Consider the following 26,584-nt stretch of genomic DNA (forward strand, 5'->3'; position numbering starts at 1 on the left):
ACTTGCTTGCGCGTCTTGCGCGTGCTCAGGTTCAGGGCGAGGTTGGTTTGCTTCATGGATGAGGAGAATGCCAGCGGTGGCTGACACCTACCAGACAGACGGGGAGGTTTTGCAGGATTTCCTTAACAGGCCCTAGTGCAGTGTTTGATGCTTGATGCGGCAAATTTCCTATGATCGCCGCATGATCGACGGTCTGCCTCCCGCCTTGCTGCCGCAGCGCCTGTGGGCGTTGGTGCGGCGCTGGGCGCTGGCCTGGGGGAATGTCGTCGGCCTGGGCGCCGTGGTGCTGGTATTGCTGTGCTCCCCGTCGAGCTATCGGCGCCGCGCGCGCAAGCGCCTGGCGCTGCAGATTTACCTCGACACCGTGCCCGTTCTTGCCGGCTTCACGGCACTGGCGGCGCTGCTCAGCCTGGTCGTCACCCACATCGTGGTCGTCACCGCGCACAGCTATGGCCTGACGCGCTACGCGCTGGAGATGGTGGTGCGCGTGCTGGTGCTGGAGCTGATTCCGCTGACTGCGGCGTTGTTCGTGGCGATGCGCACCGTCATTCCCGGCGCTGCGCGGCTGGCACAGTTGCGCCGCTCGGGCGCGCTGCAGGCGCTGCGCGCGCGGGGGGGCGATCCGCTGCGCATGGAATTTCTGCCGCGCGTGCTGGGTGGCGCCTATGCCAGTATCACGCTGGCGGCACTGTCCTGCGTGGTGGCGCTGTTGATGGCCTATCTTGGTGTGTATGGGTTCAATACCGCCGGTTTTTCGGCCTATACGCGCATGTTCGGCCAGGTGTTCACGCCTTCGATTACGCTGGTCTTCGCGCTCAAGACCCTGCTGTTCAGCCTGACGGTGGCGCTGGTTCCCATGGCCGCCAGCCTGCATGCGTCGCATGCCGATCCGCAGCCAGGCCGGCACGATGCCGCCAGCCAGGGCGGTCTGGCGCGCCTGTTTGCCGTGCTGCTGCTGATCGAGCTGTTCTCGCTGCTTGGAAATTACTACTGAAATTCTTGCCACATGACCATTGAGCAGCCCTTGCCGCAACACGAAGACCTCTTGCCGCCCATACGGCATTTGCGCCTGAAGGCCGCAGCGCTGCTGTTGCTGACGCTGGCCCTGGTTCTGGGGGCAGTGTCGTACCTGCTGTATGCGCGTGGCGTGTTCGAGCCCACCCAGCCGCTGGTGCTGCTTGCCGAGGACTCCGAGGGCGTGAGCGTCGGCATGGACGTGACCTTCTCGGGCTTTCCCATCGGCCGAGTGCGCCGCACCGAGCTGGCGCAGGACGGCAATGTGCGCATCCTCGTCGACGTGGCCGAGCGCGACGCGCACTGGCTGCGCGAGAGCAGCGTCTTCACGCTGGTGCGCGGCCTGGTGGGCGGCACGGCCATCAAGGCCTATAGCGGCGTGCTGGACGACCCGCCGCTGCCCGCCGGCGCCGTGCGGCCCGTGCTCAGCGGCGACACGGCGGCCGAGATTCCCCAGCTCATGGCCAGTGCACGCGAGCTACTGGACAACCTGCAAAAAATGACGGCCACCGACGCGCCGGTCAACCAGACCCTGGCCCGGGTGCAGCAGCTGGGCGAGCGCATCAATGGCCCGCAAGGCGCGCTTGGCGTGCTGATGGGCAACGACGCCGACGCGCGCAAGGTGCTGGTGCTGCTCGAACGCAGCGAAGCCCTGGTGCAGCGCCTTGACACCCTGGTGCAGCGTGCCGACCGCCAAGTGCTCGGTGGCAGCAACGGCGACGCCGGCCTGGTGGCCGCGCTGCGCGCCGCCGTGCTGCAGTCGCAGGCGCTGCTGACCGACGCGCGCGCCAGCCTGCAGCGGGTCGACGCGGTGCTGGCCGAGGCGCAGGCGGTGGGCTCGAACGTGCGCGGCGCGACGACCGACCTGGACGCGTTGCGCGCCGAGGTGGAGGCCAGCCTGCTCAAGGTCGACGCCATGGTGAGCGAGCTGCAGCGCAAATGGCCTTTTGCGCGCGGCGATGCGGAGCTGAAACTGCCATGACCTGCGACCCGTTCATCCACCATGCCAGGCGCTGCTGGGCGCTGCCCGCCGCTCTGGCCGCCGCCCTGCTGGCGGGCTGCGCCAGCACGCCGCCCACGCCCGACTGGAAACTGGGCGCGCTGGACGCGGCCGAGCGCGCCACCCAGGTCCAGCTGCGGGGCAATGCCCGCGTGGCCGCGCTGCAGTGGCGCCGAGCGCGTGCCGAGGTGGCGCGCACCGCCGCGCCCGCGCTGCTCGCGCGCGTCGAGCTGCTGCGCTGCGCCGTGCAGGCGGCCAGCCTGGACTTTGCGCCCTGCACTGCGTTTGATGCGCTGCGCCAGGACGCGGCACCCGCCGAGCGTGCCTATGCCGACTATCTGGCGGGATGGCCGCTCACCGGCGCGCAGCGCGCGCTGTTGCCTGCGGCGCAGCAGCAGGCGCTGCGTGACGCGGCCGGGATGGCCGATATAGAGGACGCGCTGGCGCGTCTGGTGGCCGCCGGCGTGGCCGTGCGCAGCGGCCGGGCGCACGACGGCACCTGGGCGCTGGCGCTGGAGACCGCGTCCGGGCAGGGCTGGGAAGGCGCGCTGCGCGGCTGGCTGCAGGCCGATGTGCTGCGTGCGCGCCAGCAGGGTGACAGCGCGCGCGCCGCGCGGCTCGAACGACGGCTGCAGGTGCTGGGCGGCCAGGGCCGGCCGGCTGCTGCACCGGGCGTCAGCCAAAGAGCTGATTGAGGTCGCGCCCCGGCATGGCGCCTTCAAAGCCGTCAAAACGGCCTTCCTCGGCCAGCCGCCGTGCCGCGCGGTCCAGCGCGCCCCAGGCGGCGCGCGCCATGCCGCCGCCGACGCTGATGCGGCGCACTCCCAGCGCGGCCAGCTCGGCCTGGGTGAAGGCGCTGGCGCCGCCGACCAGCACGTTGACCGGCTTGGGCGCAACTGCCTGCACCACGGCGCGGATCTGCTCTGCGGTGTGCAGCGCCGGCGCGTACAGGCAGTCGGCGCCGGCTTCGGCGTAGGCGCACAGGCGCTCGATGGTGTCGGCCAGATCGGGATTGCCGACGAAGAAATTCTCGGCGCGGCCGATCAGCATCACGTCTTCTCCGCTGGCGTCGATGGCCGCGCGCGCCGCGCGCATGCGCTCCACCGCCTCATCCAGCGCGAACTGCGGCGCGGCGGGGTTGCCGGTGGAGTCTTCGATGGAGATGCCGGCCACGCCCGTGGCGATGGCCAGCGCGACGTTGCGCGCCACGCCCAGCGCGTCGTCGGCAAAGCCGTGCTCGAAGTCGGCGTTGACCGGCAGATCGGTGGTGGCCACCAGCGTGCGCAAATAGTCCAGCACCACGGGCAGCGCCACGGCGCCGTCGCGTTGCCCGCGCGACCAGGCGAAGCCCGAGCTGGTCGAGGCCAGCGCGGCAAACCCAAGGCTTGCCAGGTAGCGCGCCGACCCCGCGTCCCAGGGGTTGGGGATCACAAAGCAGCCGCTGTCGTGCAGCCGGCGAAACGCGGCGCGCCGCTGGCGGATCTGTTCGGTGCTGGGTGCGGTGGTCATGACGCTCTCCTGTGCGATGGAGTCAGTCCAGCCTGGCGGCGAAGGCGACCAGGCGCCGGGCCTGGTGGGCGATGCTGGCGTGTGCCGCGTCGTCGAACGGCGCGCCCTGGGTGTGGCTGTAGCCGTAGGGGTTGCCGCCGGTCTTGAAGATGGCCGGGTCGGTAAAGCCCGGCGCGACGATGATGCTGCCCCAGTGCATCGCCGTGTAATAGAACGACAAAATCGTCGACTCCTGCCCGCCGTGGGTGTTCTGCGCCGACGACATGGCCGAGATGGCCTTGTTGGCCAGCTTGCCTTGCGACCAGACGCCGCCCAGCGTGTCGATGAAGGCGCGCATCTGGCTGGCCATGCCGCCAAAGCGCGTGGGCGCGCTGAACAGGTAGGCGTTGGCCCATTCCATGTCCTGAGCGGTGGCCGTGGGGATGTGGTGGGTTTTTTCCGCGTGGGCCTTCCAGTGCTCCTGCCCGGCGACGACCTCGGCGGGCGCGGTTTCGCGCGTCTTCAGCAGGCGCACCTCGGCGCCGGCGTCCTGCGCGGCCTGCGCGGCGATTTCGGCCATCTGGTGGTTGGTGCCATAGGTGGAGTAATAGACAACGGCCAGTCGAACGCTCATGGAGAACTCCTTCAAGGGTGCGGGCAGGCGTGCGCCGTCGCGGCGCTGCTGCGGCTCGCCCGTGGTGCATGGTTGCAGCCCGGTCATGGTATGCCAGTGCTTTCACGCTTGCAGCGGTGGTGTTGTGCGTTGGCAGGCGCCGATGGGCTGTGCGGCCCGTGCGCCGGTTGCGTGGGCGTCTTGCTCAGGGCGTGATGGCTTGTGCCAGCCGGTCGGCCGTCAGGGCCTGGTGGGCGGGCCAGGCGTCGGCCAGCGCGCCGTGCTGCCAGCAGGCGGCGCTGGCGGCGGCAAAGGCGCCGTCCAGGTCGGCGCGGGGCTGGGCGGCCAGGCGCGCGCCCAGCAGGCCGGCCAGCACGTCGCCGGTGCCGGCGCTGGCCAGCCGGGCGTTGCCCGTGGGGTTGATGTGCGCCAGCCGTCCCGGCGCGGCAACGACGCTGCCCGAGCCCTTGAGCACGACGGCGCAGCCCAGCTGCTGCGCAAGTTGGTTGGCAGCACTCAGGCGGTCGGCCTGCACGGCGGCGCTGCTCGTGCCCAGCAGGCGCGCAGCTTCGAGCGGGTGGGGCGTGAGCGCGGTGGCGCAGCCGGCTCGGCTGCTGCGCGCGGCCAGCTGCGCGCGCAGCGCCGTGTCGGCGGCGATGGTGTTCAGCGCGTCGGCGTCCAGCACCAGGCGGCCCGCCTGCTGCAGCACCTGCGCCAGCACCGTGGCGACGGCCGCGCCGCCGCCGCAGCCGCAGACCACGGTGGCGTGCGCCAGCTCCAGCGCGTCGAAGCGGCGCAGCATCAGCGCGGGCTGTTGGGGCAGGGCGGCGGTGGCGCCGCCGTCCAGCAGCGCCACCATGACGCGGCCGGCGCCGGCGTGCAGCGCGGCGCTGGCGGCCAGCACGGCGGCGCCGGTCATGCCCATGCCGCATGCGGCCAGGCCTTCGCCGCCAATGACGGCCACGTCGCCAAAGCTGCCCTTGTGGCTGGCGTGGGCGCGCGCGGAGGGCGCGGGCGCGCCGGCCAGCCAGGCCTGGGGCGGATGGGTGGCGGCGTCCACGCCCAGGTCGTCGTACCAGACGCCGCCCGCCGCGTCGCGCCCATGGGCAGTGAACAGGCCGCTCTTGAGCGTCAGCAGCGCCAGCGTGTGGCGCCGCTGCTGGTGCGTGCCGGCGGTGGTGGGGTCGGTGGCGGCCAGTGCCTCGAAGCCCGGGGCGTAGTGGCCGGTGTCGGCGACCAGGCCCGAGGGCAGATCCACGTTGAGCAGCGTTGCGTGGCTTGCGTGCAGCGCGTGCAGGCAGTCCAGCAGTCGGGCGTCGGGGCTGTGCGTGCTGCCGGTGCGCAGGCCTATGCCCAGCAGCGCGTCGACGCACAGGTCTTGCGTGCCCAGCGGTGGCGGCGCGTCGGCAAAGCACACGCCGGCATCCTGCGCGGCGTGCCAGGAGTGCAGCGCGTCAGGCGGGCTGGTCTCGGGTGTGCCCAGCCAGGTGACCGTCACGTCCAGCCCCGCCTGGTGCAGCAGCGCCGCGGCCAGCAGGCCGTCGCCGCCGTTGTTGCCGCCGCCGCAGGCAAGCCACATGCGCTGCGCATGCGGCGCCAGCGCCCGTGCCAGGCGCGCGCATGCGTGGGCGGCGCGCTGCATCAGTGCGTGCGCGGGCAGGCTCCGCTGGGCCTGGTTTTCCAGCGCGCGGGTGGCGGCGCAGTCGTGCAGCGGGTGGGGTCGGTCGGCGGTGATGCGGTGCATCGGCGCATTGTGCAGTGCGCCGGTGCTACGCCTGGGTGCGCGGGCGTGTCAGCGCGCTGGAGCGAAGGGGGTGGGATCGATCTCGGGGCTGCGGCCGGCCACCAGGTCGGCCAGCAGGCAGGCGCTGGCGCAGGCCTGGGCCCAGCCGCTGGCGCCGTGGCCCAGGTTGAGCCACAGGCCGGGCAGGGCGGTGGCGCCGATGCGCGGCATGCCGTCGACCATCGTCGGGCGCGGGCCGCGCCAGATCTGCACCTGGTGCGACGAGGTCTGCACGCCGCCGGGGAACCAGCCCGATACGGTCAGGTACAGCTGCTGCAGGGTGGCCTCGTGGTGCGCGCCGTGGGTGCGGCCGATTTCGCCGCCTCCGCTGATGCGCACGCGCTGGCCCTGGCGCACCATGGCGATGCGGTGGCGCGGATCGATCACGCTGCCCTGCGGGGCGTGGCAGTCCTCGCGCACCGGTGCGCTGACCGTGTAGCCGTAGACGGGCACCAGAGGCAGGCGCAGGCCCAGCGGGCGCAGCAGCGGCTGCGCGCCCATGCCGGCGCACACGACGACGGCGTCCGCCGCGCGCAGCTCGCCGCCCACCAGCTGTACGCCGGCGGGCTGCAGCTGGATGCGCTCCACGCCCGTGTTGAAGAAAAACTGCACGCCGCGCTCCTGCGCCGCCTGGCGCAGCTGCTGGGCGAATACGCGGCAGTTGGCGGCCTGGCCGTCGCTCACGTGCAGCGCGCCGGCCAGCGGCACGTCGGCGGCCAGGCCGGGCTCGATCTGGCGCGCGGTGTCGGCGTCCACCTCGCGCAGTTGCAGGCCCGCGTCCTGCAGCGCTTGCAGCGCGGGCGCCAGGCTGGACAGATCCGAGCGCTGGCGCAGAAGCACCAGGGTGCCGTAGGCGCTGTCGCATTGCAGTTCAAGCCCGTCGATGATGGCGCGGGTGCGCGCCAGGCTGTACTGGCCCAGCCGGTGCAGCGCGGCGAGGCGCGCGGCCGCGTCCGGCTGGCGCGCGGCGCGTCCGTATTGCCAACGCCACAGCCGGCCCGCGATGCCGGCGCCGGGCGCCAGGCGCAGCCGGGCGTTGCGCCGCCCGTGCTGCTGCGCCGGGTCGGCCGCGGGCGCGGCCCAGGGCGCCAGCAGCGCGGGCGACAGCAGCCCGGCGCTGCCGAAGCTTGCGTCCTCGGCAGCGGCCGAGCGCTGCTCGTAGACGCTGACCTGGTGGCCATCCAGGGCCAGTTCATAGGCGGTGGTGACGCCGGCGATGCCGGCGCCCACGATGGCAATGTGCATGGAGATAGGGGGCGAAACAGTGGGCGGCGCACCTGCGGGCCGGCAGCGGTGCGCCGTGGGCTGGCGGGTCTGGCGCGAAACGGAACATGCTAGAATCCACAGGCTTTGTCAGATGCTGCCAGACCATCTAACTCCTGATGGATGGATGCTGGGCACAAGCAAATCACAAATCGGCTCTGCCTAGGTGCTGCAACCCGTGGTTGCGGTGATTGGAGCCGGATTTTAGACCCAACCTTTGGAATGAAAATCATGTCCGTGACCATGCGCGAAATGCTGGAAGCCGGTGTCCACTTCGGCCACCAGACCCGTTTCTGGGACCCCAAGATGGCCCCCTATATCTTCGGCTCCCGCAACAAGATTCACATCATCAACCTGGAAAAGACGCTGCCGATGTTCCAGGAGGCGCAGAAGTTCGTGCGCCAGCTGGCCGCCAACCGCGGCACCATCCTGATGGTGGGCACCAAGCGCCAGGCGCGCGAGCTGGTGGCCGAGCAGGCCCAGCGCGCCGCCACGCCCTACGTCGACCAGCGCTGGCTGGGCGGCATGCTGACCAACTTCAAGACCGTGAAGACCTCGCTCAAGCGCTTGAAAGACATGAAGGCGCAGCAGGAAGCCGGTCTGGAGAGTATGAGCAAGAAAGAGCAGCTGATGTTCACCCGCGAGCTGGCCAAGCTCGAGCGCGACATCGGCGGCATCCAGGACATGAACACGCTGCCCGACGCGATCTTCGTGATCGACGTGGGCTACCACAAGATCGCCGTGGCCGAGGCCAAGAAGTTGGGCATTCCGCTGATCGGCGTGGTGGACTCCAACCACAACCCTGACGGCATCGACTACGTGATCCCCGGCAACGACGACTCGGCCAAGGCCGTGGCGCTGTACGCCCGCGGCATTGCCGACGCGATCATCGATGGCCGCGAGAACGCGGTGAACGAGGTGGTCAAGGCCATCTCCGAAGGCGGCGACGACGAATTCGTCGAAGTGGACGAGTCCGCCGCCTGAGTCCCGGCACGGGCCGCTCACGCCAATGGGGGCTCATGGGGCCCCCATTTCGTATGTAACGCATTGAATTGAGATAGGAGAAACACAATGGCTGCTATTACCGCAAGCATGGTCGCCGAGCTGCGCGCCAAGACCGATGCCCCGATGATGGAATGCAAGAAGGCGCTGACCGAGGCCGGCGGCGACATGGCCAAGGCCGAGGAGCTGCTGCGCGTCAAGCTGGGCACCAAGGCCGGCAAGGCCGCCTCGCGCGTGACGGCCGAGGGCGTGGTCGCTGCCAGCATCGAGGACAGCCTGGGCGCGCTGATCGAGGTCAACAGCGAGACCGACTTCGTCTCCAAGAACGACAGCTTCATCGCCATGGCCAATGCAGCTGCCAAGCTGGTGGCCGAAAACAATCCGGCCGACCTGGACGCATTGGGCGCGCTGGCCTATAGCCAAGACGGCTTCGGCCCGACGCTGGAAGACGTGCGCAAGGGCCTGATCGGCAAGATCGGCGAGAACATGTCGTTCCGCCGCTTCAAGCGCTTCGAAGGCAGCGCGCTGGCGCACTACCTGCACGGCTCGCGCATCGGCGTGGTCGTCGAATACGAAGGTGACGCGACCGCCGCCAAGGACGTGGCGATGCACGTGGCCGCAATGAAGCCCGTGGCGCTGACCGGCGCCGACGTGTCCGCCGAGCTGATCGAGCGCGAGCGCTCGGTCGCCACTGCCAAGGCCGCCGAGTCGGGCAAGCCGGCCGACATCGTCGCCAAGATGGTCGAGGGTTCGGTGCAGAAATTCCTCAAGGAAGTCTCGCTGGCCGACCAAGTCTTCGTGAAGGCCGCCGACGGCAAGCAGACCGTGGCGCAAATGCTCAAGGCTGCCAACACCACGATCAAGGGCTTCACGCTGTACGTCGTGGGCGAGGGCATCGAGAAGAAGGCCGACGACTTCGCCGCCGAAGTGGCCGCCCAGGTGGCTGCTGCCCAGACCGGCGCCTGAGCCTGGGGAAGGGCTGAGAAGCCCGCCCCGCCCGCTGCCTTTTGATTTTTTGCCACGCCTTACGGAGAACACGCCATGACCGCCGCCAAGCCCGCACACAAACGCATTCTGCTCAAGCTGTCGGGCGAGGCGCTGATGGGCGACGATGCCTTCGGCATCAACCGCGCGACCATCGTGCGCATGGTCTCCGAGGTGGCCGAGGTCACGCGCCTGGGCGTGGAGGTGGCGGTGGTGATCGGCGGGGGAAATATCTTTCGCGGCGTCGCCGGCGGCGCCGAGGGCATGGACCGCGCCACCGCCGACTACATGGGCATGCTGGCCACGGTGATGAACTCGCTGGCGCTGGCCGACGCGATGGACAAGCAGGGACTGACCGCACGCGTGATGTCGGCCATCGGCATCGAGCAGGTGGTCGAGCCCTATGTGCGCCCCAAGGCGCTGCAATACCTGGAGGAGGGCAAGGTGGTGGTGTTTGCCGCCGGCACCGGCAACCCCTTCTTCACCACCGACACGGCCGCCGCGCTGCGCGGCGCCGAGATCGGCGCCGAGGTGGTGCTCAAGGCCACCAAGGTCGATGGCGTGTACACCGCCGACCCGATGAAGGATCCGACGGCCACGCGCTACACCCGCCTGACGTTCGACGAGGCCATGGTGCGCAACCTGGGCATCATGGACGCGACCGCGTTTGCGCTGTGCCGCGACCAGAAGCTGCCGATCCGCGTGTTCTCCATCGTCAAGGAAGGCGCGCTCAAGCGCGTCGTGATGGGCGAGGACGAAGGCACCTTGGTGTACGCTTGAGCGTTTTTGCCGTCCACATCACCACTGTTCGAGGTAGAGACCATGAGCATTGACGAAATCAAGAAAACCATGGACGCCAAGATGGAGCATTCCATCGCCGCGTTCAAGAACAACCTCTCCAAGATCCGCACCGGCCGCGCCAGCATCGGCATGCTGGACACGATCCATGTCGAGTACTACGGCTCCATGGTGCCGCTGTCGCAGGTGGCCAACGTGTCGCTTCTGGACTCGCGCACGCTCAGCGTGCAGCCCTGGGAGAAGAACATGGGCGCCAAGGTCGAGAAGGCGATCCGCGAGAGCGACCTGGGCCTGAACCCGGCCTCCATGGGCGACCTGCTGCGCGTACCCGTGCCACCGATGAGCGAGGAGCGCCGCAAGGAGATGACCAAGCTGGTGCGCAGCGAGGGCGAGGGTGCCAAGGTGGCCGTGCGCAACCTGCGCCGCGACGCCAACGACGCGGTCAAGAAGCTGGTCAAGGACAAGCAGGCGTCGGAGGACGACCAGAAGCGCTCCGAGGCCGACGTGCAGAAGATGACCGACAAGCGCATCGGCGAGATCGACACCCTGGTGGCCGAGAAGGAACAGGACATCCTGGCCATCTGACGGCCCGGGCGGGCGTGCAGCGCCGCTGCACTGCCCGCACCTGCAGCGCATGACGCAATTGTTTGCAAAACACCAGGCCGACGCCTTGCCGGGCCACCTCGCCATCGTGATGGACGGCAACGGCCGCTGGGCACAGCGGCGCCTGCTGCCGCGCCTGGCCGGCCACCGCCAGGGCGTGGAGTCGCTGCGCCGCTGCGTGCGTGCCTGCGCCGACCGCGGCGTGGCCGTGCTCACCGTGTTTGCCTTCTCGTCGGAGAACTGGCGCCGCCCGCAGGACGAGGTCTCGGGCCTGATGGAGCTGATGGCCAAGGCGCTGGTGCGCGAGGTGCCGCAGCTGCAGCGCGACGGCGTGCGCCTGCACTTCGTCGGCGACAAGGCGGCACTGTCTGACAAGGTGCGCGCCGGCCTGCACGAAGCCGAGCAGGCCACCGCGGCCAACCAGCGCCTTACGCTCAACGTCTGCTTCAACTACGGCGGGCGCTGGGACATTGCCCAGGCGGCGGCGCAGCTGGCTGCGCGTGGCGAGCCGATCACCGAAGAGACGCTGGGCGGCGCGCTTGCACTGGCCCACGTGGCCGACCCCGACCTGTTGATCCGCACCGGAGGCGAGATGCGCATCAGCAATTTTCTGCTGTGGCAGACCGCGTACAGCGAGCTGTACTTCAGCGACCTGCTGTGGCCCGACTTCGATGAAGCTGCGCTCGACGCGGCGCTGGCCGACTACGGCGCGCGCGAGCGCCGCTTTGGCCGCACCTCTGCGCAGGTGACGCACAGCGCAGGCGCTGCCTGAACAAAGGAGGCGCGGCCCGTGCTCAAGCAACGCATCATCACCGCCATCGTGCTGCTGGCCATCGTGCTGCCGGCGTTGTTCTACCCGTCGTTCGTTCCGCTGGCAGTGCTCGGCCTGGTGATGATGGGTGCCGGTGGCTGGGAGTGGGGTCGGCTCAATGGCCTGGGCGGTGCGGCGTCGCTGCTGCTGGGCGCGCTGTGCCCACTGTTGTGCCTGCTGGCCTGGCAGGCGGGCTGGCTGGAGCAGCGCCTGCCCTGGCTGTGGAGCGCCGCTGCGCTGGTCTGGGTGCTGGGCGGCGCGCTGCTGCTGCGCCTGGGCGTGGCCGGCTGGCCGCGCGTGCCGCGCACGCTGCGCCTGATCGTCGGTATTGCCCTGCTGTGTCTGGCCTGGCTGGCACTGGTGCAGGCGCGCATCGCGGGCATCAATTTCCTGCTGTCGGTGCTGTGCCTGGTGTGGATGGCCGACATCGGTGCCTACTTTGCCGGGCGCAGCTTCGGCCAGCGCCTGGTGGCGCGCAAGCTGGCGCCGGCAATCAGCCCGGGCAAGAGCTGGGAGGGCGTGTGGGGCGGCATGCTGGGCGTGCTGGTGCTGGCCTTTGGCTGGAGCGCGCTGGACGCGGCCACCCAGGCGCACAGCCCCAGCCTGTACACCTTGCTCGCGCAGCGCGGCACCTGGCTGCTGGTGCTGGGCGCGCTGTTTCTGACGGCGCTCAGCGTCGTCGGCGACCTGGCCGAGTCGCTGGTCAAGCGCAGCGCCGGCATGAAGGACAGCAGCGGCCTGCTGCCCGGCCACGGCGGCGTGCTCGACCGCATCGATGCGCTGCTGCCTACCTTGCCGCTGGCGATGATGCTGGCCCAGCAGGCCGCCTCCACCTGATTGGCTGTGTATTGGCTGCATTCGCGGCGCAGTGGCCGGCCCGGGTGGGGCGCGGCCGTGTTGCTGCAGAGAGAGACATCTTGATGACCCAACGCCTGACCGTACTCGGATCGACCGGATCGATTGGCACCAATACGCTGGACGTGGTGGCGCGCCACCCGGACAGCTACGAGATTTTTGCGCTCAGCGCGGCCACGCAGGTCGACATGCTGCTGGCGCAGTGCGCGCGCTTCAATCCGCGCTACGCGGTGATGGCCAGCAGCGCGCATGCGGCGCAGCTGGCCGACAAGATCAAGGCCCAGGGGCTGAAGACCGAGGTGCTGCAGCAGCCCGACGCGCTGCAGGCGATTGCCGCGCACCCCGAGGTCGACGCGGTCATGGGCGCCATCGTCGGCGCCGCGGGCCTGGCGCCCTGCCTTGCTGCGGCGCGCGCGGGCAAGCGGCTGCTGCTGGCCAACAAGGAGGCGCTGGTCGTCGGCGGCGCGGTCTTCATGCGCGCGGTGCGCGAGGGTGGCGCGACGCTGCTGCCCATCGACAGCGAGCACTCGGCCATCTTCCAGAGCCTGCCCGAAGACCCTGCCACCTGGGCCCAGCGCGTCGACCACGTGCTGCTCACCGCCTCGGGCGGGCCGTTTCGCACGCGCGACCCGGCGACGCTCAGCGATGTCACCGCCGGCGAGGCCTGCGCCCATCCCAATTTCTCGATGGGGCGCAAGATCTCGGTCGACTCGGCAACCATGATGAACAAGGCGCTGGAGGTGATCGAGGCGCGCTGGCTGTTCGACCTCACGCCCGCGCAAATCAAGGTGGTGATCCATCCGCAGCAGATCATCCACTCGATGGTGCAGTTCAACGACGCGTCCATCATTGCCCAGCTGGGCACGCCCGACATGCGCGTTCCGATTGCCTGCGGCCTGGCCTGGCCCGAGCGCATCGCCAGCGGCGCCGCGCCGCTGGATTTCACGCAGCTGGCGGCGCTGACCTTCGAGGAGGCCGACGCGCGGCGCTTTCCCGGCCTGCACCTGTCGTGGCAGGCGCTGGCCGCCGCGCCGGGAACGACGGCGGTGCTCAACGCCGCCAACGAGGTGGCCGTCGCCGCGTTTCTCGGCGGCCGCATCCGCTTCGACCAGATCCACGCGCTGAACCTGGCGATGCTCGAACGCGTGCAGCCCGACCAGCCCGACAGCGTCGACGCGCTGCTGGCGCTGGACGCACGCACCCGCGCGGTGGCGGGCGAGTACGTGCAGGCGCTGCAGCACTGATCCTTGGCGTCGAGCTTGACAGGCAACACGGGTATATGCGGCAGAACCCAGCGATCTCGTGGATTGGCGCCAGCGCGCCCCGTGTTCACTGGCCCGGTGCCTGGGCCTGCGGGCAGCGCACCTGGATCAGTTCGTGCTCGGCAAGCGTCGCACCAAAGCGCACCGCGCTCAGCGCGCCGCCCCAGACGCAGCCGGTGTCCAGCGCCAGCACGTCGGGGCGGCTCATCCAGCCCAGCGTGGACCAGTGGCCAAAGGCAATCAGCGTGTCCCGGCTGCGCCGGGCAGGCACGTCGAACCAGGGCAGCAGCCCCTGCGGCGCGGCGCTGGCCGACTCGCTGCTGGCAAAGTCCATCACGCCCTCGTGCGAGCAAAAGCGCAGCCGGGTCAGCGCGTTCACGATGACGCGCAGCCGATCCGCGCCCTGCAGCGCGTAGCTCCACTGCGCGGGTGTGTTGCCATACATCTGCTGCAAAAACGCCGCCCGCTGTGGCCCGCGCAGCGGCTCCTGCACCTCGGCGGCCAAGTCCAGCACCTCGTCGGCGCGCCACTGCGGCAGCACGCCGGCATGCACCATCAGCAGCGGCTGGCCGCCATGCTCGATGCGCCGCGCCAGTGGTTGGCGCGCCAGCCAGTCGAGCATGGCGCCGCGGTCGTCCGCATGCAGGACGACGTCCAGCGTGTCGCGCCGCGACGGCGGGCGCACGCCGTGCGCCGTGGCGAGCAGATGCAGGTCGTGGTTGCCCAGCAGCGCGTGCAGGCTGCCTTCGTGCGCCATGCATTGGCGCAGCACGGCGGCCGAATCCGGCCCGCGGTTGACCAGGTCGCCCAGCAGATAAACCTGGTCGCGGCTGGGAGAGAAGTCAATGGTTGCCAGCAGACGCTGCAGCGAGCCGTGGCAACCCTGGATATCGCCAATGCAATACAAGGCCATGGAGTTTGTTTTTATCTTGAAGGACTTTGAAGAAGTGCCGATTGTCGCGCGTCATTCCCGTTGGCGCTGGCGGTACTGGTGTTGGCGGCATGAATGAGGGCGGATATTTGATTATTTTTATTAAAAACAGCCGCGAGGGGTTTGCATGCGCCGATGTGTCACTATAATCGGCCCACGTTTAACTGCACATTTCATTCATACCATGGCCAACAGCTATAAGGAACTGCTCAGGGAGCGCGAAGCGCTCGAATTGAAAATCAAGGAAGCTCGTGAGAAGGAATTGGCAGAGGCCATTACCCGCGTGCGCGCCCTGATTGATGAATATGAGTTGACGCAGCAGGACGTATTCCCGCCGGCACGCGCGGCGCGCAGTGCATCGGCGGGTACCAAGGTCGCCCCCAAGTACCGCGATCCAGCAACCGGCCAGACCTGGACCGGCCGTGGCAAGCCGCCGAGGTGGATTCAAGGCCAGGATCGCGAGCAATTCGCAATCTGACTGCGATCCGGTCACGGTTTGAGTACGCGACATAAATAAAAAGCCTGCAATTTGCAGGCTTTTTTGTTTTGGCGCCTGCGTGGGTGGCGGGCCGGTTGAATGCACGGCGCAATGGCTGATCGCACGCATTGCCCATGGTGGCGGATATGGTGCGCGGCATTGGCGTCGCAATGCGTGGCAAGAGCAGTAAAAACGCAAATCGGGCCGGCAGTGGCCCCATGGCAGTGATGGTGTCCGGGCGGGGGCTGGCAGGTCGGGCGGTGCGATGCCAGAATGGCGCTCAAACCATTTCATTTTTCGACCAAGGAGCCCCCATCATGGCAAGTCCCTCCAAATCCCACGCATTTGCCTCGACGATCAAGCCGTTTACCACGGCGTCCGGCAAAGAGGGACAGATGTTCTCGCTGCCGGCGCTGGCGCGCAAATATCCCAGCGTCAAACGGTTGCCGCGCTCGATCCGCATCGTGCTGGAGTCGGTGCTGCGCCATTGCGACGGCGTCAAGGTCACACCCGAGCATGTCGAGCAGCTTGCCAACTGGCAGCCCAATGGCGCTCGCACCGAGGAAATCCCGTTCACCGTCGCACGCGTGCTGCTGCAGGATTTCACCGGCGTGCCGCTGCTGGTTGACCTGGCCGCGATGCGTTCGGCCGCCCAGCGCCTAGGCAAGAGCCCGAAGAAGGTCGAGCCGCTGGTTCCGGTCGACCTGGTGGTCGACCACTCGGTGATGGTCGACTACTACGCGCGCAAGGACGCGCTGCGCCTGAACATGGGCCTGGAGTTCAAGCGCAACCATGAGCGCTATCAGTTCATGAAGTGGGGCATGCAGGCGTTCGACACCTTCCGCGTGGTGCCGCCGGGCTTTGGCATCTGCCACCAGGTCAACCTGGAATACCTGGCGCCGGGCGTGCACAAGACCAAGGACGGGCTGTACTACCCCGACACCCTGGTCGGTACCGACAGCCACACCACGATGATCAACGGCATCGGCGTCGTCGGCTGGGGCGTGGGCGGCATCGAGGCCGAAGCGGCGATGCTGGGCCAGCCGGTCTATTTCCTGACGCCCGACGTGGTCGGCTTTGAACTGAAGGGCCAACTGCGCGACGGCGTCACCGCCACCGACCTGGTGCTGACGGTGACCGAGATGCTGCGCCAGCACAAGGTGGTGGGCAAGTTCGTCGAGTACTTCGGCCCGGGCACGGCGTCCTTGAGCGTTCCCGACCGCGCGACGCTGGGCAATATGTCGCCGGAGAACGGCTCGACCTGCGGCATGTTCCCGGTCGACGAGCGCACCATCGAATACTTCCAGGGCACCGGCCGCAGCAAGGCCGAGATCGAGGCGCTGGAGGCCTACTACCGCGCCCAGGACATGTTCGGCACCGCCAAGGCGGGCGAGATCGACTACTCCGAAGTCATCTCGCTGGATCTGTCCACCGTCGAGCCGAGCCTGGCCGGCCCGCGCCGCCCGCAAGACCGCATCGCGCTGGGGGCGATGGCCGAGCAGTTCAAGGTCATGTACTCCAAGCCGATGGAGGCCGGCGGCTTCAACCGTCCTGCCGAGATGTTGCCCCAGCGCGTGCACCTTACGCGCGATGGCAAGGTGCATGGCACCAGCATGCAGGAGCCGCGCAACGGCCACGAGGGCGCGCCGCGCTCGGCCGTCGAAATGGTGAGCAACAAGCCGACGCTGGCCTCGGCCCACAGCGAGGCAGTCGGCCTGCACCCGGTGCCCAAGGGGGGGTACGACATTGGCAACGGCGACGTGCTGATCGCCGCCATCACGAGCTGTACCAACACAAGCAACCCGAGCGTCATGCTGGCCGCCGGCCTGCTTGCCAAGAAGGCCGTGGAGCATGGCCTGAAGGTCAATCCGCACATCAAGACCTCGCTCGCCCCGGGTTCGCGCGTGGTGACCGAATACCTGACCGAGACCGGCCTGCTTCCCTACCTGGACAAGCTGGGGTTTGACCTGGCCGCCTACGGCTGCACCACCTGCATCGGCAACGCCGGCGACCTGGCGCCCGAGGTCAACGAGGCCATCAACCAGCACCAGCTGGTGTGCGCGTCGGTGCTCTCTGGCAACCGCAACTTCGAGGCGCGTATCCACCCCAACCTGAAGGCCAACTTTTTGATGAGCCCGCCGCTGGTGGTTGCCTACGCCATTGCCGGCAACATGATGATCGACCTGATGACCCAGCCGGTGGGCAAGGGCAAGGGCGGCAAGGACGTGTTCCTGGGCGACATCTGGCCGAGCACCGACGAGGTCAACCAGCTGCTCAAGTTCGCGATGAAGGGCAAGGCCTTTCGCGAGAACTACGCCAAGGTCAAGACCGAGCCGGGCAAGCTGTGGGAGAAGATTCCCGAGGTCAAGGGCCAGGTCTACAACTGGCCCACCAGCACCTACATCGCCGAGCCGCCGTTCTTCGATGGCTTTTCGCTCGGCGGCACCGGCGAGGCCGGGGGCGGGACGGCGATTGCCGGCGCGCGCGTTATGGCGCTGTTCGGCGATTCGGTCACCACCGACCACATCTCGCCAGCCGGTCGCATCAAGGACAGCGGGCCGGCCGGGCAGTGGCTGATCGCCCATGGCGTGCAGACGGCGGACTTCAACAGCTACGGTTCGCGGCGCGGCAACCACGACGTGATGATGCGCGGCACCTTTGCCAACGTGCGCATCAAGAACCTGATGATTCCGCCGCTGGCCGACGGATCGCGCGAAGAGGGCGGCATGACGCTGTACCAGGGCGAGGGCGCGCAGCATGGCGAGAAGATGTCGATCTTCGACGCCGCGATGCAGTACATCGACGCCAAAACGCCCACCGTGGTCTTTGCCGGCGAGGAATACGGCACTGGGTCGAGCCGCGACTGGGCGGCCAAGGGCACGCAGCTGCTGGGCATCAAGGCGGTGATTGCGCGCAGCTTCGAGCGCATCCACCGCTCCAACCTGGTCGGCATGGGCGTGCTGCCGCTGCAGTTCAAGGGCAATGACTCCTGGGAGAGCCTGGGCCTGAAGGGGGACGAGACCATCGACGTGACCCCCGACCCGCAGCTGCGTCCGCGCAGCGACGCCAAGGTGGTGATCACCGGCAGCGACGGCAAGCGGCGCGAGATCATGGTGACGCTGCGTATCGACACGCCGGTGGAGGTCGACTACTACCGCGCCGGCGGCATCCTGCCCTTTGTGCTGCAGCAACTGCTGACCGACTGAAGCCGGCCGGCGCAAGCCGGCGCTCTGCAAGGCCGGCGCCCTCCCCGTGGCGGCGCCGGCCTTGTGCTGCCTGGCGCCGCCGTGGCAGGCGGCGCCAGTGCGACACGACACGGAACGGCATTGAGGCTTGCACTCGTCTTGTCAAAGCCCGGTGGTCTGCTATCGTGCATGTATCCAATTGCAAACCGTTGCTGCAATGACCTTCCGTATCGCCTGGATCGACGCCGATGCCACCCGTGCAGCGCAAGCAGGGCGGGCGCTCGCGCGCCTGCAGCCGCACTGGCAGTGCGTGAGTGCCACGGCAGACCAGGTTCAGGATCAGGACGCGCTGGCGCATTGCGACGCGCTGGTGTGGTGGCTGGACGCGCAGATGCAGGCCGATGCACTGCAGGCGCTGGCGTCCTGGAGCGCCCCTGCGCTGCTGTGCCTGAGCCCTGACCAACAGGCGCTGGCCCTGCCGGCACTGCAGGGCACGGCAGCAGGCGCCGGCGCGCGCGACTACCTCGTTCATCGGCCGCGCCAGGCATGCTGGGCGGAGCTGGCCCAGCGCCTGGCGCTGTTGCTGGCCCGCGCAGCGCCTGCGCCTGTGGCCGAGCAAGCCTTGCGCCAACAACTGCGCGACATGCGTACCGCGCTGGCCAGCATGAGCCAGGGCGTGCTGCAGACCGACGACCAGGGGCGCATCATCGTCTTCAACGAGCGCGTGCTGGAGCTGCTCGAACTCGAACGCGAGCAGGTGGCCTGCCGTCCGACGCTGGCCGAGCTGACCGCGGTGCAGTCCGGGCGCGGTGACTTCGGCCAGCAGACCGGCTGGGTCGACGAGCGCGGGCGCGACTATGTCGGCAGCCTGGGCACCAAGGCCTCGCCCGAGCTGTACTGGCGCACCACGCGCGGCGGACGCACGCTGGAGGTGCGCACCAAGACCCTGGACAGCGGCGCGCTGGTGCGCACCTTCGCCGACGTGAGCGACTTCGTGCGCGTGCAGACCGAACTCAAGCGCAGCGAGGCGCGCTTTCGCAGCCTGAGCGACCTGTCCTCGGACTGGTATTGGGAGCAGGACGCGCAGCTGCGCTTCACCGACATCACCGGCGCGATGGCGCAGCAGGACGAGCGCCTGCGCTCGCTGCTGGGCAGGCACAGCTGGGAGATCAGGACGCTGAACATGAGTGAGCAGGACTGGGCCGCGCACCGCGCCCAGCTGGCGCGCCGCGAGTCGTTTCGCGACCTGGAGCTGCGCCGCGTCGGCCTGCACGGGCGCGACTACTGGATCGCGCTCAGCGGCGTGCCCATCGTGGCCGAGGACGGCAGCCTGCTGGGCTATCGCGGCGTGGGGCGCAACATCACCGAGCGCAAGCGCGTCGAGGGCGAGGTCGAGCGCCTGGCCTTCTACGACCCGCTGACCGGCCTGCCCAACCGCCGCCTGTTCCTGGACAGACTGCGGCGCGCCTGCCTGGCGCTGCAGCGCAGCCAGGGCCACGCAGCCGTGCTGTTCATCGACCTGGACAACTTCAAGGACTTGAACGATACGCGCGGCCACGACATGGGCGACCACCTGTTGATGCTCGTCTCCCAGCGCCTCACCGCCTGCCTGCGCGCCTGCGACACCGTGGCGCGCTTTGGCGGCGACGAGTTCGTCGTCCTGCTCGAACAGCTCGGTCCCTCGTGGGACACGGCGCGCGCCCACGCCGAAAAGCTGGCGCACAAGATCGCCGCCAGCCTCACCCAGCCCTACACGCTGGGCCCGCAGATGGAGCACCACAGCACGCCCAGCATCGGCGTGACCGTGTTCGGCCACCCCTGCGCGTCCACGCAGGAACTGCTCAAGCAGGCTGATTTTGCGATGTACGAGGCCAAGGCCGCGGGGCGCAACACGGTGCGCTTCTTCGACCCGACCGTGCTGGCCGCGCGCAGCGAGCGCAACCAGCTGGAGGTGGAGTTGCGCCAGGCGCTGGCGCGCGGCGAGATGGCGCTGGCCTACCAGCCCGTGGTCGACGCCCAGGGCCGCGTGACCGGCGCCGAGGCCCTGCTGCGCTGGAACCACCCCACACGCGGCCTGGTGCTGCCGGGTGCGTTCATTGCGCTGGCCGAATCCAGCGACCTGATCATCGCGCTGGGCCGCTGGGTGCTGCACACCGCCTGCGCCCAGCTGGCCGCCTGGGCGGGCGAGGTGCACCTGCAGCACCTGGTGCTGTCGGTCAACGTCAGCGCGCGGCAGTTTCACCGCGACGACTTCGTCGAGCAGGTGCTGGAGGCTTTGCACCAGGCCGGCGCCAGCCCCCGGCAGCTGCGCCTGGAGCTGACCGAAAGCACCCTGCTGACCGACACCGAGCTGACCATCGCCCGCATGCAGGAGCTGTGCCGCACCGGCGTGCGCTTCTCGCTGGACGACTTCGGCACCGGCTACTCCTCGCTGTCCTACCTCAAGCGCTTGCCGCTGGACCAGCTCAAGATCGATCGCAGCTTTGTGCGCGACGTGCTCGTCGACGCCAACGACGCGGCCATCGTGCGCACCATCATCGCGCTGGCGCGCAGCCTGGATCTGGGCCTGGTGGCCGAGGGCGTGGAAACCCGCGGGCAACTGGCGTTTCTGTGCGAGCACGGCTGCCAGGCCTTCCAGGGCTATCTGTTCGGCAAGCCCATGGCGCTGGCGCTGTTCGAGCAGGCCGCGGTGCAGCTGGGCGCGGGCACGGCGCTGGTTGCGCGCTGACCCGGCGGCGCGGCCGCACAATCGCAGGCATGGATGCACAGGTTTTGATTGCCGGCGGCGGCATTGGCGGGCTTGCGGCGGCGCTGGCCTGCGCGCGCGCCGGCGCGCGGGTGCGGCTGTTCGAGCGCGCGCCGGCCTTTGGCGAGGTGGGCGCCGGCGTGCAGCTGGGCCCCAACGTGGTGCGCTGCCTGCATGGCTGGGGCCTGGCGCAGGCGCTGGACGCGGTCGCCGCGCGGCCCGGCCGGCTCGTCGTGCGCAGCGCTCGCAACGGCGCCCAGCTGGCGCAGCTGCCACTGGGCGCGCGCTGCGTCGAGCGCTACGGCGCGCCCTACGTCACCATCCACCGTGCCGACCTGCACGGCCTGCTGCTGGATGCGGTGCGAAACAATGACCGGGTGCAGTTGCGCCTGGATCGGCAGGTGGGCGCCTACGGCGTGCAGGGCAGCGGCGTGGCGCTGGCGCTGCAGACGGGCGCGGGAGCGCAGGAATCGGCCGAGGGCGACCTGCTGATCGGCGCCGACGGCCTGCGCAGCCGCATCCGCGCGCAGCTGCTGGGCGAGGCGGGGACGCGTGCCTCGGGTCACCTGGCCTACCGCGCCGTGGTGCGCCAGGATGCGCTGCCCGCGGCGCTGCGTACGCAGGACGTCACCGCCTGGCTGGGGCCGCGCCTGCACGTGGTGCACTACCCGCTGCGCCGCGGCGAACTGCTCAACGTGGTGGCGATTCGCCACGGCACGCCGCCTGCAGACCTGGACGACTGGGATCACACGGTCAACGCAGCCGACCTGGAAGCGGCGCTGGCCGCCACCTGCGCGCCGCTGCAGGACTTGGTGCGCGCCGTGCCCCAGGCCGGCAGCGGCTGGCGGCTGTGGCCGCTGGCCGACCGCGCGCCAGTGGCCGGTGCGCACGAGATGGCACAGGGCCTGGTGGCGCTGTCGGGCGATGCGGCGCACCCGATGCGCCCCTACCTGGCGCAGGGCGCGGGCATGGCCATCGAGGACGCCGCCGTGCTGCAGCAGGCGCTGCTGTTGCACGACCTGCCGCTGGCCGAGCGCCTGCGCCACTACGCGCTTGAGCGCTGGCAGCGCTGCGCGCGGGTGCAGCAGCAGTCGCGCCGCAACGGCGTCGTCTTCCACGCCACCGGGGCGCTGCGCTGGGGGCGCGACGCGGCGCTGCGGCTGCTGGGCGAGCGTTTGCTCGACCAGCCCTGGCTGTACCGTTGACCCGCCGGCCGGCGCCGGCTCCCCGGCGCGGCAATGCATTACCGTCTGTTGTCGAAAGCAAATCACCATGTACAAACCCTTCTCCCCGCCCTGGCGTATTGCGGCGCGCCTGCCCGTTCTTGCCGCGGCGTGCGCGCTGGCCAGCGCAGCGCAGGCCCATGTCACGTTGAAAACCCCGCGCGCGCCGGTGGGCGCCGACTACACGGCCGTCCTGCAAATCGGACATGGCTGCCAGGGCTCGCCGACGACCCAGGTCAGCGTGCTGATTCCCGCGGGCGTGGTTGCGGTGCGGCCCCGGCCCCAGGAGGGCTGGCAGATCCAGGCCACGCAGGCGCGGTACGACCAGGCCTATGACGCGCATGGCAGCGCGGTGACCGAAGGCGTGCGCACCATCACCTGGACGGGTGGCAGCCTGCCCGACGGCCAGCATGCGGGCTTTGCGTTCGACGCCTATCTGGCGCCGACGCTGAAGCCGGGCACGACGCTGTATTTCCCGACGGTGCAGACCTGTACAGGCAGCGTCATACGCTGGATCGAGGTGCCGGCGGCAAACCAGGCCGGGCATGGGGCGCACGACGAGGCCGAACGCCCCGCGCCGGCGCTGCACCTGCTGGCACCACGGGACGCGCAGTGACCCGCCTCGGCCCGCATCTGGCTTGCGGCGTATTGCTGCAGGCCTTGCTGGCGCTGTGGCTGCTGCTGGCCGGCAGCGGAGTGCATGCGCATGCGATGCTGGTGCAGTCGCAACCGTCCGATGGTGCGGTGCTGGCAGACGCGCCGGCCCAGGCCACGCTGCGCTTCAGCGAGTCGGTGGTGCTGACCCGGTTGCGCCTCATCGCGCCCGGGCAAGCCTTTGATCTGCCTCTGCCGGAAGCGCAAGGTGCGACCGTCGCCGTGCCGCTGCCCGCGTTGGATGCGGGCGTGCATGCGCTCAGTTGGCGGGCGGTATCGGGCGACGGGCATCCGGTGGCGGGGACGGTCAGTTTTGCCGTGGGACAGGCCATGCAGCCGGTGCCGGTGGCCGAAATCGGTACCGCGCCGGCGCTGGCCGGCGCGATCTGGGGCGCCAAGGTCGCGCTCTACCTGGGCCTGCTGGCCGGAATCGGCGGCGTGTTCTTTCGTTGCTGGATAGTTGCCGATCATCCGGGAGCAGTGCTGCGCGCGGTTGACGCAGCGTTGCTGCTGGGCCTGCTGGCGGCGGCGCTCTCGCCCGGCCTGCAGGGCGCCGATTTGATGGGTGCCGGCCTGGCCGCCAGCACCAGCGCAAAGGCTTGGCGCCTGGGCGCTTCCACGTCGCTCGGCGTGTCGCTGGCCGTGGCGGCCTGCGCCATGGCGCTGGCGCTGGCCGCCAACCGCATGCAGCAGGTGCGCGGGGCGCGGCTGGCCAGCCTGCTGGCGCTGGCCGGCGTCGGCCTGGCGCTGGCGGCCACGGGCCATGCCAGCCAGGCGCCGCCGCAGTGGCTGACGCGCCCTGCGGTGTTTCTGCATGGCGTGTGCGCCGCGCTGTGGCTGGGCGCGCTGCTGCCGCTGGCGGCAGCGCTGCGCGCGCGCGACGGCGCTGTCGATGGCAGACAGGCGCTGGCGCGGTTTTCGCGGGTCATCGTGCTGCCGCTGGTGGCGCTGCTGCTCGCTGGCGTGGTTCTGGCCAGCGTCCAACTGCGCCAGCCGGGGGATTTGCTGGCCACCGCCTATGGCCGGGTGCTGGCGGCCAAGCTGGTGCTGGTGGCCCTGGCGCTGGCGCTGGCCGCCTGCAACCGCTGGCGGTTGACTGTCCCGGCGCTGCAAGGCCAGGACGGTGCAACCCAGGCGCTGCGGCGCAGCATCGCGGTCGAGGCCGTGGTGCTGGTGGCAGTGCTCGGGCTGGTGGCGTCGTGGCGCTTCACGCCGCCGCCGCGTGCGCTGGTCGAGGCCTTGCCGCCGGCCATCCATCTGCAGCTGCAATCCGCGGACGCCGTGGCGGCGCTCACGGTGGCGCCTGGGCGGGCCGGGCCCGTGTCCATCATCGCGTCGCTCGTCGACGCCGCCGGCCAGCCGCTGGCCGCGCAGGAGGTGGCGTTCACGCTGTCCAACGCCGCGGCGGGCATTGCACCGCAGCATGCGCAGGCCCGGCAGGTGGGCGCCGCGCTGTGGCGTGTTGATCAGGTGCTGCTGGCCAGCCCCGGCGCGTGGACGGTGCGCGTGGCCGTGCTGCGCGACGCGTTCACGCAGGTGGTGCTGGAGGGCACGCTGCAACTGGCACCGGATTCCATTTCCATATCAACCGATTACTTTGTCGGCTTCGCTTGTCGTGCTGCAGCACTGCCCGTGCTTCACCTTCGCGTACTCGATCGATATAGAAATGGAATGATGCGCGGGGGCGGTGATTTCGCCCGCGCGGTCAGAGCTTCTTGACCAGGATCTGGCTCTTGCGATCCCAGTTGTACTTGCGCTTGCGCGCCTCGGGCAACCAGCTGTGATCCACGGGCGAGAAGCCGCGTTTCAGGAACCAGTGCATGGTGCGCGTGGTTAGCACGAACAGGCTGGTCATGCCCAGCGCGCGGGCGCGCTGCTCGATGCGCTTGAGCAGCTTCTCGCCGTCGCCCGTGCCCTGGCTGTGTGGCGAGACGGTGACCGCGGCCATCTCGGCGGTGCGCGCCTCGGGGTAGGGGTGCAGCGCGGCGCAGCCGAAGATCACGCCGTCGTGCTCGATGATGGTGTAGCTGGAAATGTCGCGCTCGATCTCGGTGCGGCTGCGCTTGACCAGCGTGCCGTCGCGCTCGAAGGGCTCGATCAGCTGGATGATGCCGCCAACGTCGTCGATCGTCGCCTCGCGCAGCTCTTCAAGCTTCTCGTCGACCACCATGGTGCCGAAGCCGTCGTGCACGTAGATCTCCAGCAGCAGCGCGCCGTCGGTGGCAAACGGCAGGATGTGGCTGCGCTCGACGCCGTGCTCGCAGGCGCGCACGCAGTGCTGCAGGTAAAAGCCCGCGTCGGTGGGCTGCTGGGGCGGGGGCAGCTGGGCCAGCAACTGGCGCGCGGCGGCTAGCGGCAGCTCGGTGTCGATGGGGTTGTCGTCGGCGGCGGGCTCCAGCGGGCGCACGCGCAGGCCGGGCTGCTCGGTCAGGAACAGCAGCTTGTCGGCCTTGAGCTCGATGGCCACGCGCGTGGCGACTTCCTCCATCGCCAGGTTGAAGGCCTCGCCCGTGGGCGAGAAGCCGAACGGCGAGATCAGCACCATGGCGTCGGACGCGAGCGTGCGGTGGATGCCCTCGATGTCGACCTTGCGCACCTGGCCAGTGTGCAGAAAGTCGACGCCGTCGATGATGCCCACGGGCCGTGCGGTCAGGAAGTTGCCCGAGATGACGCGCACGCGCGCGCCGGCCATCGGCGTGTTGGGCAGGCCCTGGCTGAATGCGGCCTCGATCTCGTAGCGCAGCTGGCCGGCCGCCTCCTGCGCGCAGTCGAGCGCCACCGGGTCGGTGATGCGCATGCCATGCGAGTAGCGCGCCGCGTGGCCCTTGGCGCGCAGCTGCTCGTTGACCTGGGGGCGAAAGCCATGCACCAGCACGATTTTGACGCCCATGGCCTGGATCATCGCTAGATCCTGCACCGTGGCCTGCAGCTTGCCCGCGGCAATGGCCTCGCCCGTCAGCCCGACGACGAAGGTCTGGTGGCGGAATTTGTGGATGTAGGGCGCGACCGAGCGGAACCAGGGGACGAAGGTGAAGTTGAAGACGGCGGACATGGCGGTCGGTGTGCGTTCGGGTGGATGGCCCCGGGGCGAGGGGCGCGCCGTGTCTGCAGGCCTGCGGGCGCAGCGGCGAGTGTAGCGGCTGGCCGGCCGCGGCGCAGGCAGCCGACCGGTCTATAAGCCAGGCGCCTCCAGCGCGAAGACCGGCACCTCGGCCTGGCGGCTGAGCCACAGGCCGCCGCCCATGTCGATGGCGTGTGCCGCCAGCGCGCGCCGGTACAGGCTGGCGCGGTGGCGGTACTGGCGCGTGTCGGTGCGCTCCTCGTCGATGCTGCCCTGCTCGAAGTCCTCCTGCGTGACGGCCTCCAGGTAGAGCGCGCCGGCGGCAAGCCGCCCCAGGTTGTCCAGCGCGCGCTGCAGATCCTGGCGCGCCAGGTAGGGCAGCACGCCCTGGCAGATCACCAGGTCGTAGGGCGCGTCGGCGCGGTAGTCCAGCACCGATCCCTGCTGCCAGCCGTAGCGCTGGCACAGGTAGGGGCTGAGCTCGACGCCGTGGTACTGGGCGCCGGGCCAGTGCTGGGCCGCAATGCCCTGCCACAGGCCGATGCCGCAGCCCATGTCCAGCACGCGGTGCACCGGCACGCGCAGATAGGCCAGGTAGCTGGCGATGAACTGTCCCAGCCGCGCCGTGTGGCCTTTGTCGATCACGCGGGTGCGCCGGTCGTAGTAATAGCGCTGGTAATAGGCCTCGTCGAAGATGTCTGCACTGGCCGATTGCACGGCTGCCTCCTGCGGGTGGGGTGGGATGGGATGCGGGCGTCGCCGCGACCGAGCCGGGCCATTGTCCCCCTGCACGGGATCTCCGTGGATCAGTCGCAGGAGGGGAGGCCGGC

The 26,584-nt window shown here is 69.6% G+C and carries 23 protein-coding genes; 16 read left to right on the plus strand and 7 right to left on the minus strand.

What is annotated here, in order from left to right; genetic code table 11:
• Nucleotides 1–181: 181 nt before the first annotated feature.
• Genes ABD767_RS15360 through ABD767_RS15370 form a run of 3 tightly spaced genes read left to right on the plus strand, consistent with a single transcriptional unit; the run spans nt 182 to nt 2,709 of the window.
• Nucleotides 182–994 carry an ABC transporter permease gene (locus ABD767_RS15360; protein WP_103045680.1) on the plus strand — a complete coding sequence of 271 codons (813 nt, stop codon included), beginning with the start codon at nt 182–184 and terminating at the stop codon, nt 992–994.
• Between the two features lie 12 nt (nt 995–1,006).
• On the plus strand, nt 1,007–1,996 hold the full coding sequence (locus tag ABD767_RS15365; protein WP_103045677.1) for an MlaD family protein: 990 nt from the start codon (nt 1,007–1,009) through the stop codon (nt 1,994–1,996).
• Nucleotides 1,993–2,709 carry a hypothetical protein gene (locus tag ABD767_RS15370; protein WP_103045676.1) on the plus strand — a complete coding sequence of 239 codons (717 nt, stop codon included), beginning with the start codon at nt 1,993–1,995 and terminating at the stop codon, nt 2,707–2,709. Before ABD767_RS15365 ends, ABD767_RS15370 begins: the two co-directional genes overlap by 4 nt.
• On the opposite strand, the gene ABD767_RS15375 is transcribed toward ABD767_RS15370, so the two are convergent.
• The 4 genes from ABD767_RS15375 to ABD767_RS15390 form a co-directional block, all read right to left on the minus strand.
• Entirely contained in the window at nt 2,690–3,523 is an 834-nt protein-coding gene (locus ABD767_RS15375) for an isocitrate lyase/phosphoenolpyruvate mutase family protein (RefSeq protein ID WP_103045675.1), read from the minus strand. The two genes, ABD767_RS15370 and ABD767_RS15375, sit on opposite strands and share 20 nt — an antisense overlap.
• Before the next feature lie 22 nt (nt 3,524–3,545).
• Nucleotides 3,546–4,223 carry an NAD(P)H:quinone oxidoreductase type IV gene (gene wrbA / locus ABD767_RS15380; protein WP_344869907.1) on the minus strand — a complete coding sequence of 226 codons (678 nt, stop codon included), beginning with the start codon at nt 4,221–4,223 and terminating at the stop codon, nt 3,546–3,548.
• Nucleotides 4,224–4,320: 97 nt separating this feature from the next.
• Complete coding sequence (locus ABD767_RS15385; RefSeq protein ID WP_103045674.1) at nt 4,321–5,859, minus strand: NAD(P)H-hydrate dehydratase; 1,539 nt, start codon at nt 5,857–5,859, stop codon at nt 4,321–4,323.
• 48 nt (nt 5,860–5,907) lie between these two features.
• The gene (locus ABD767_RS15390) at nt 5,908–7,143 is read right to left on the minus strand and encodes an FAD-dependent oxidoreductase (protein WP_103045673.1); all 1,236 of its coding nucleotides are present in this window, start codon (nt 7,141–7,143) and stop codon (nt 5,908–5,910) included.
• Nucleotides 7,144–7,392: 249 nt separating this feature from the next.
• Here ABD767_RS15390 and rpsB point away from each other — a divergent pair, with 249 nt between their 5' ends.
• From rpsB to ispC, 7 genes are all read left to right on the plus strand, one after another.
• The gene (gene rpsB / locus ABD767_RS15395) at nt 7,393–8,145 is read left to right on the plus strand and encodes a 30S ribosomal protein S2 (RefSeq protein WP_103045678.1); all 753 of its coding nucleotides are present in this window, start codon (nt 7,393–7,395) and stop codon (nt 8,143–8,145) included.
• An 87-nt stretch (nt 8,146–8,232) separates the two neighbouring features.
• The gene (gene tsf / locus ABD767_RS15400) at nt 8,233–9,129 is read left to right on the plus strand and encodes a translation elongation factor Ts (protein ID WP_103045672.1); all 897 of its coding nucleotides are present in this window, start codon (nt 8,233–8,235) and stop codon (nt 9,127–9,129) included.
• A gap of 75 nt (nt 9,130–9,204) precedes the next feature.
• Nucleotides 9,205–9,927: a UMP kinase gene (gene pyrH, locus ABD767_RS15405; RefSeq protein WP_103045671.1), complete on the plus strand. Its 723-nt coding sequence runs from the start codon at nt 9,205–9,207 to the stop codon at nt 9,925–9,927.
• Nucleotides 9,928–9,969: 42 nt separating this feature from the next.
• On the plus strand, nt 9,970–10,530 hold the full coding sequence (frr, locus tag ABD767_RS15410; RefSeq protein ID WP_103045670.1) for a ribosome recycling factor: 561 nt from the start codon (nt 9,970–9,972) through the stop codon (nt 10,528–10,530).
• A 49-nt stretch (nt 10,531–10,579) separates the two neighbouring features.
• Nucleotides 10,580–11,320: a polyprenyl diphosphate synthase gene (gene uppS / locus ABD767_RS15415; RefSeq protein ID WP_103045669.1), complete on the plus strand. Its 741-nt coding sequence runs from the start codon at nt 10,580–10,582 to the stop codon at nt 11,318–11,320.
• 18 nt (nt 11,321–11,338) lie between these two features.
• Nucleotides 11,339–12,196: a phosphatidate cytidylyltransferase gene (locus ABD767_RS15420; RefSeq protein WP_103045668.1), complete on the plus strand. Its 858-nt coding sequence runs from the start codon at nt 11,339–11,341 to the stop codon at nt 12,194–12,196.
• Between the two features lie 83 nt (nt 12,197–12,279).
• Nucleotides 12,280–13,458, plus strand: a complete 1,179-nt coding sequence (ispC, locus tag ABD767_RS15425; protein WP_103045667.1) for a 1-deoxy-D-xylulose-5-phosphate reductoisomerase — start codon at nt 12,280–12,282, stop codon at nt 13,456–13,458.
• Nucleotides 13,459–13,543: 85 nt separating this feature from the next.
• Here the strand turns inward: ispC and ABD767_RS15430 are convergent, their stop codons facing one another.
• Nucleotides 13,544–14,389, minus strand: a complete 846-nt coding sequence (locus ABD767_RS15430) for a symmetrical bis(5'-nucleosyl)-tetraphosphatase (RefSeq protein WP_103045666.1) — start codon at nt 14,387–14,389, stop codon at nt 13,544–13,546.
• Between the two features lie 202 nt (nt 14,390–14,591).
• Here ABD767_RS15430 and ABD767_RS15435 point away from each other — a divergent pair, with 202 nt between their 5' ends.
• The 6 genes from ABD767_RS15435 (at nt 14,592) to ABD767_RS15460 (ending at nt 24,412) form a co-directional block, all read left to right on the plus strand.
• Nucleotides 14,592–14,885: an H-NS family nucleoid-associated regulatory protein gene (locus ABD767_RS15435; RefSeq protein WP_103045665.1), complete on the plus strand. Its 294-nt coding sequence runs from the start codon at nt 14,592–14,594 to the stop codon at nt 14,883–14,885.
• A gap of 317 nt (nt 14,886–15,202) precedes the next feature.
• Entirely contained in the window at nt 15,203–18,091 is a 2,889-nt protein-coding gene (locus ABD767_RS15440) for an aconitate hydratase AcnA (RefSeq protein ID WP_103045664.1), read from the plus strand.
• Between the two features lie 196 nt (nt 18,092–18,287).
• Nucleotides 18,288–20,798 (plus strand): putative bifunctional diguanylate cyclase/phosphodiesterase, encoded by a 2,511-nt coding sequence (locus ABD767_RS15445; RefSeq protein ID WP_344869908.1) that lies wholly within the window; start codon nt 18,288–18,290, stop codon nt 20,796–20,798.
• A gap of 29 nt (nt 20,799–20,827) precedes the next feature.
• Nucleotides 20,828–22,021 (plus strand): FAD-dependent monooxygenase, encoded by a 1,194-nt coding sequence (locus ABD767_RS15450; RefSeq protein ID WP_344869909.1) that lies wholly within the window; start codon nt 20,828–20,830, stop codon nt 22,019–22,021.
• 67 nt (nt 22,022–22,088) lie between these two features.
• The gene (locus ABD767_RS15455; protein WP_344869910.1) at nt 22,089–22,655 is read left to right on the plus strand and encodes a YcnI family copper-binding membrane protein; all 567 of its coding nucleotides are present in this window, start codon (nt 22,089–22,091) and stop codon (nt 22,653–22,655) included.
• A complete protein-coding gene (locus ABD767_RS15460) occupies nt 22,652–24,412 on the plus strand; it encodes a copper resistance CopC/CopD family protein (protein WP_344869911.1) in 1,761 nt (586 codons plus the stop codon). Before ABD767_RS15455 ends, ABD767_RS15460 begins: the two co-directional genes overlap by 4 nt.
• Here ABD767_RS15460 and argA read toward each other — a convergent pair.
• Nucleotides 24,399–25,745, minus strand: coding sequence for an amino-acid N-acetyltransferase (gene argA / locus ABD767_RS15465; RefSeq protein WP_103046504.1), 1,347 nt, complete (start codon nt 25,743–25,745; stop codon nt 24,399–24,401). The two genes, ABD767_RS15460 and argA, sit on opposite strands and share 14 nt — an antisense overlap.
• A gap of 120 nt (nt 25,746–25,865) precedes the next feature.
• On the minus strand, nt 25,866–26,471 hold the full coding sequence (locus tag ABD767_RS15470; RefSeq protein WP_103046503.1) for a methyltransferase: 606 nt from the start codon (nt 26,469–26,471) through the stop codon (nt 25,866–25,868).
• Nucleotides 26,472–26,584 lie beyond the last annotated feature (113 nt).

The organism is Comamonas faecalis (assembly GCF_039538025.1).
GTDB classification, from domain to species: Bacteria; Pseudomonadota; Gammaproteobacteria; order Burkholderiales; family Burkholderiaceae_C; genus Comamonas_C; species Comamonas_C faecalis.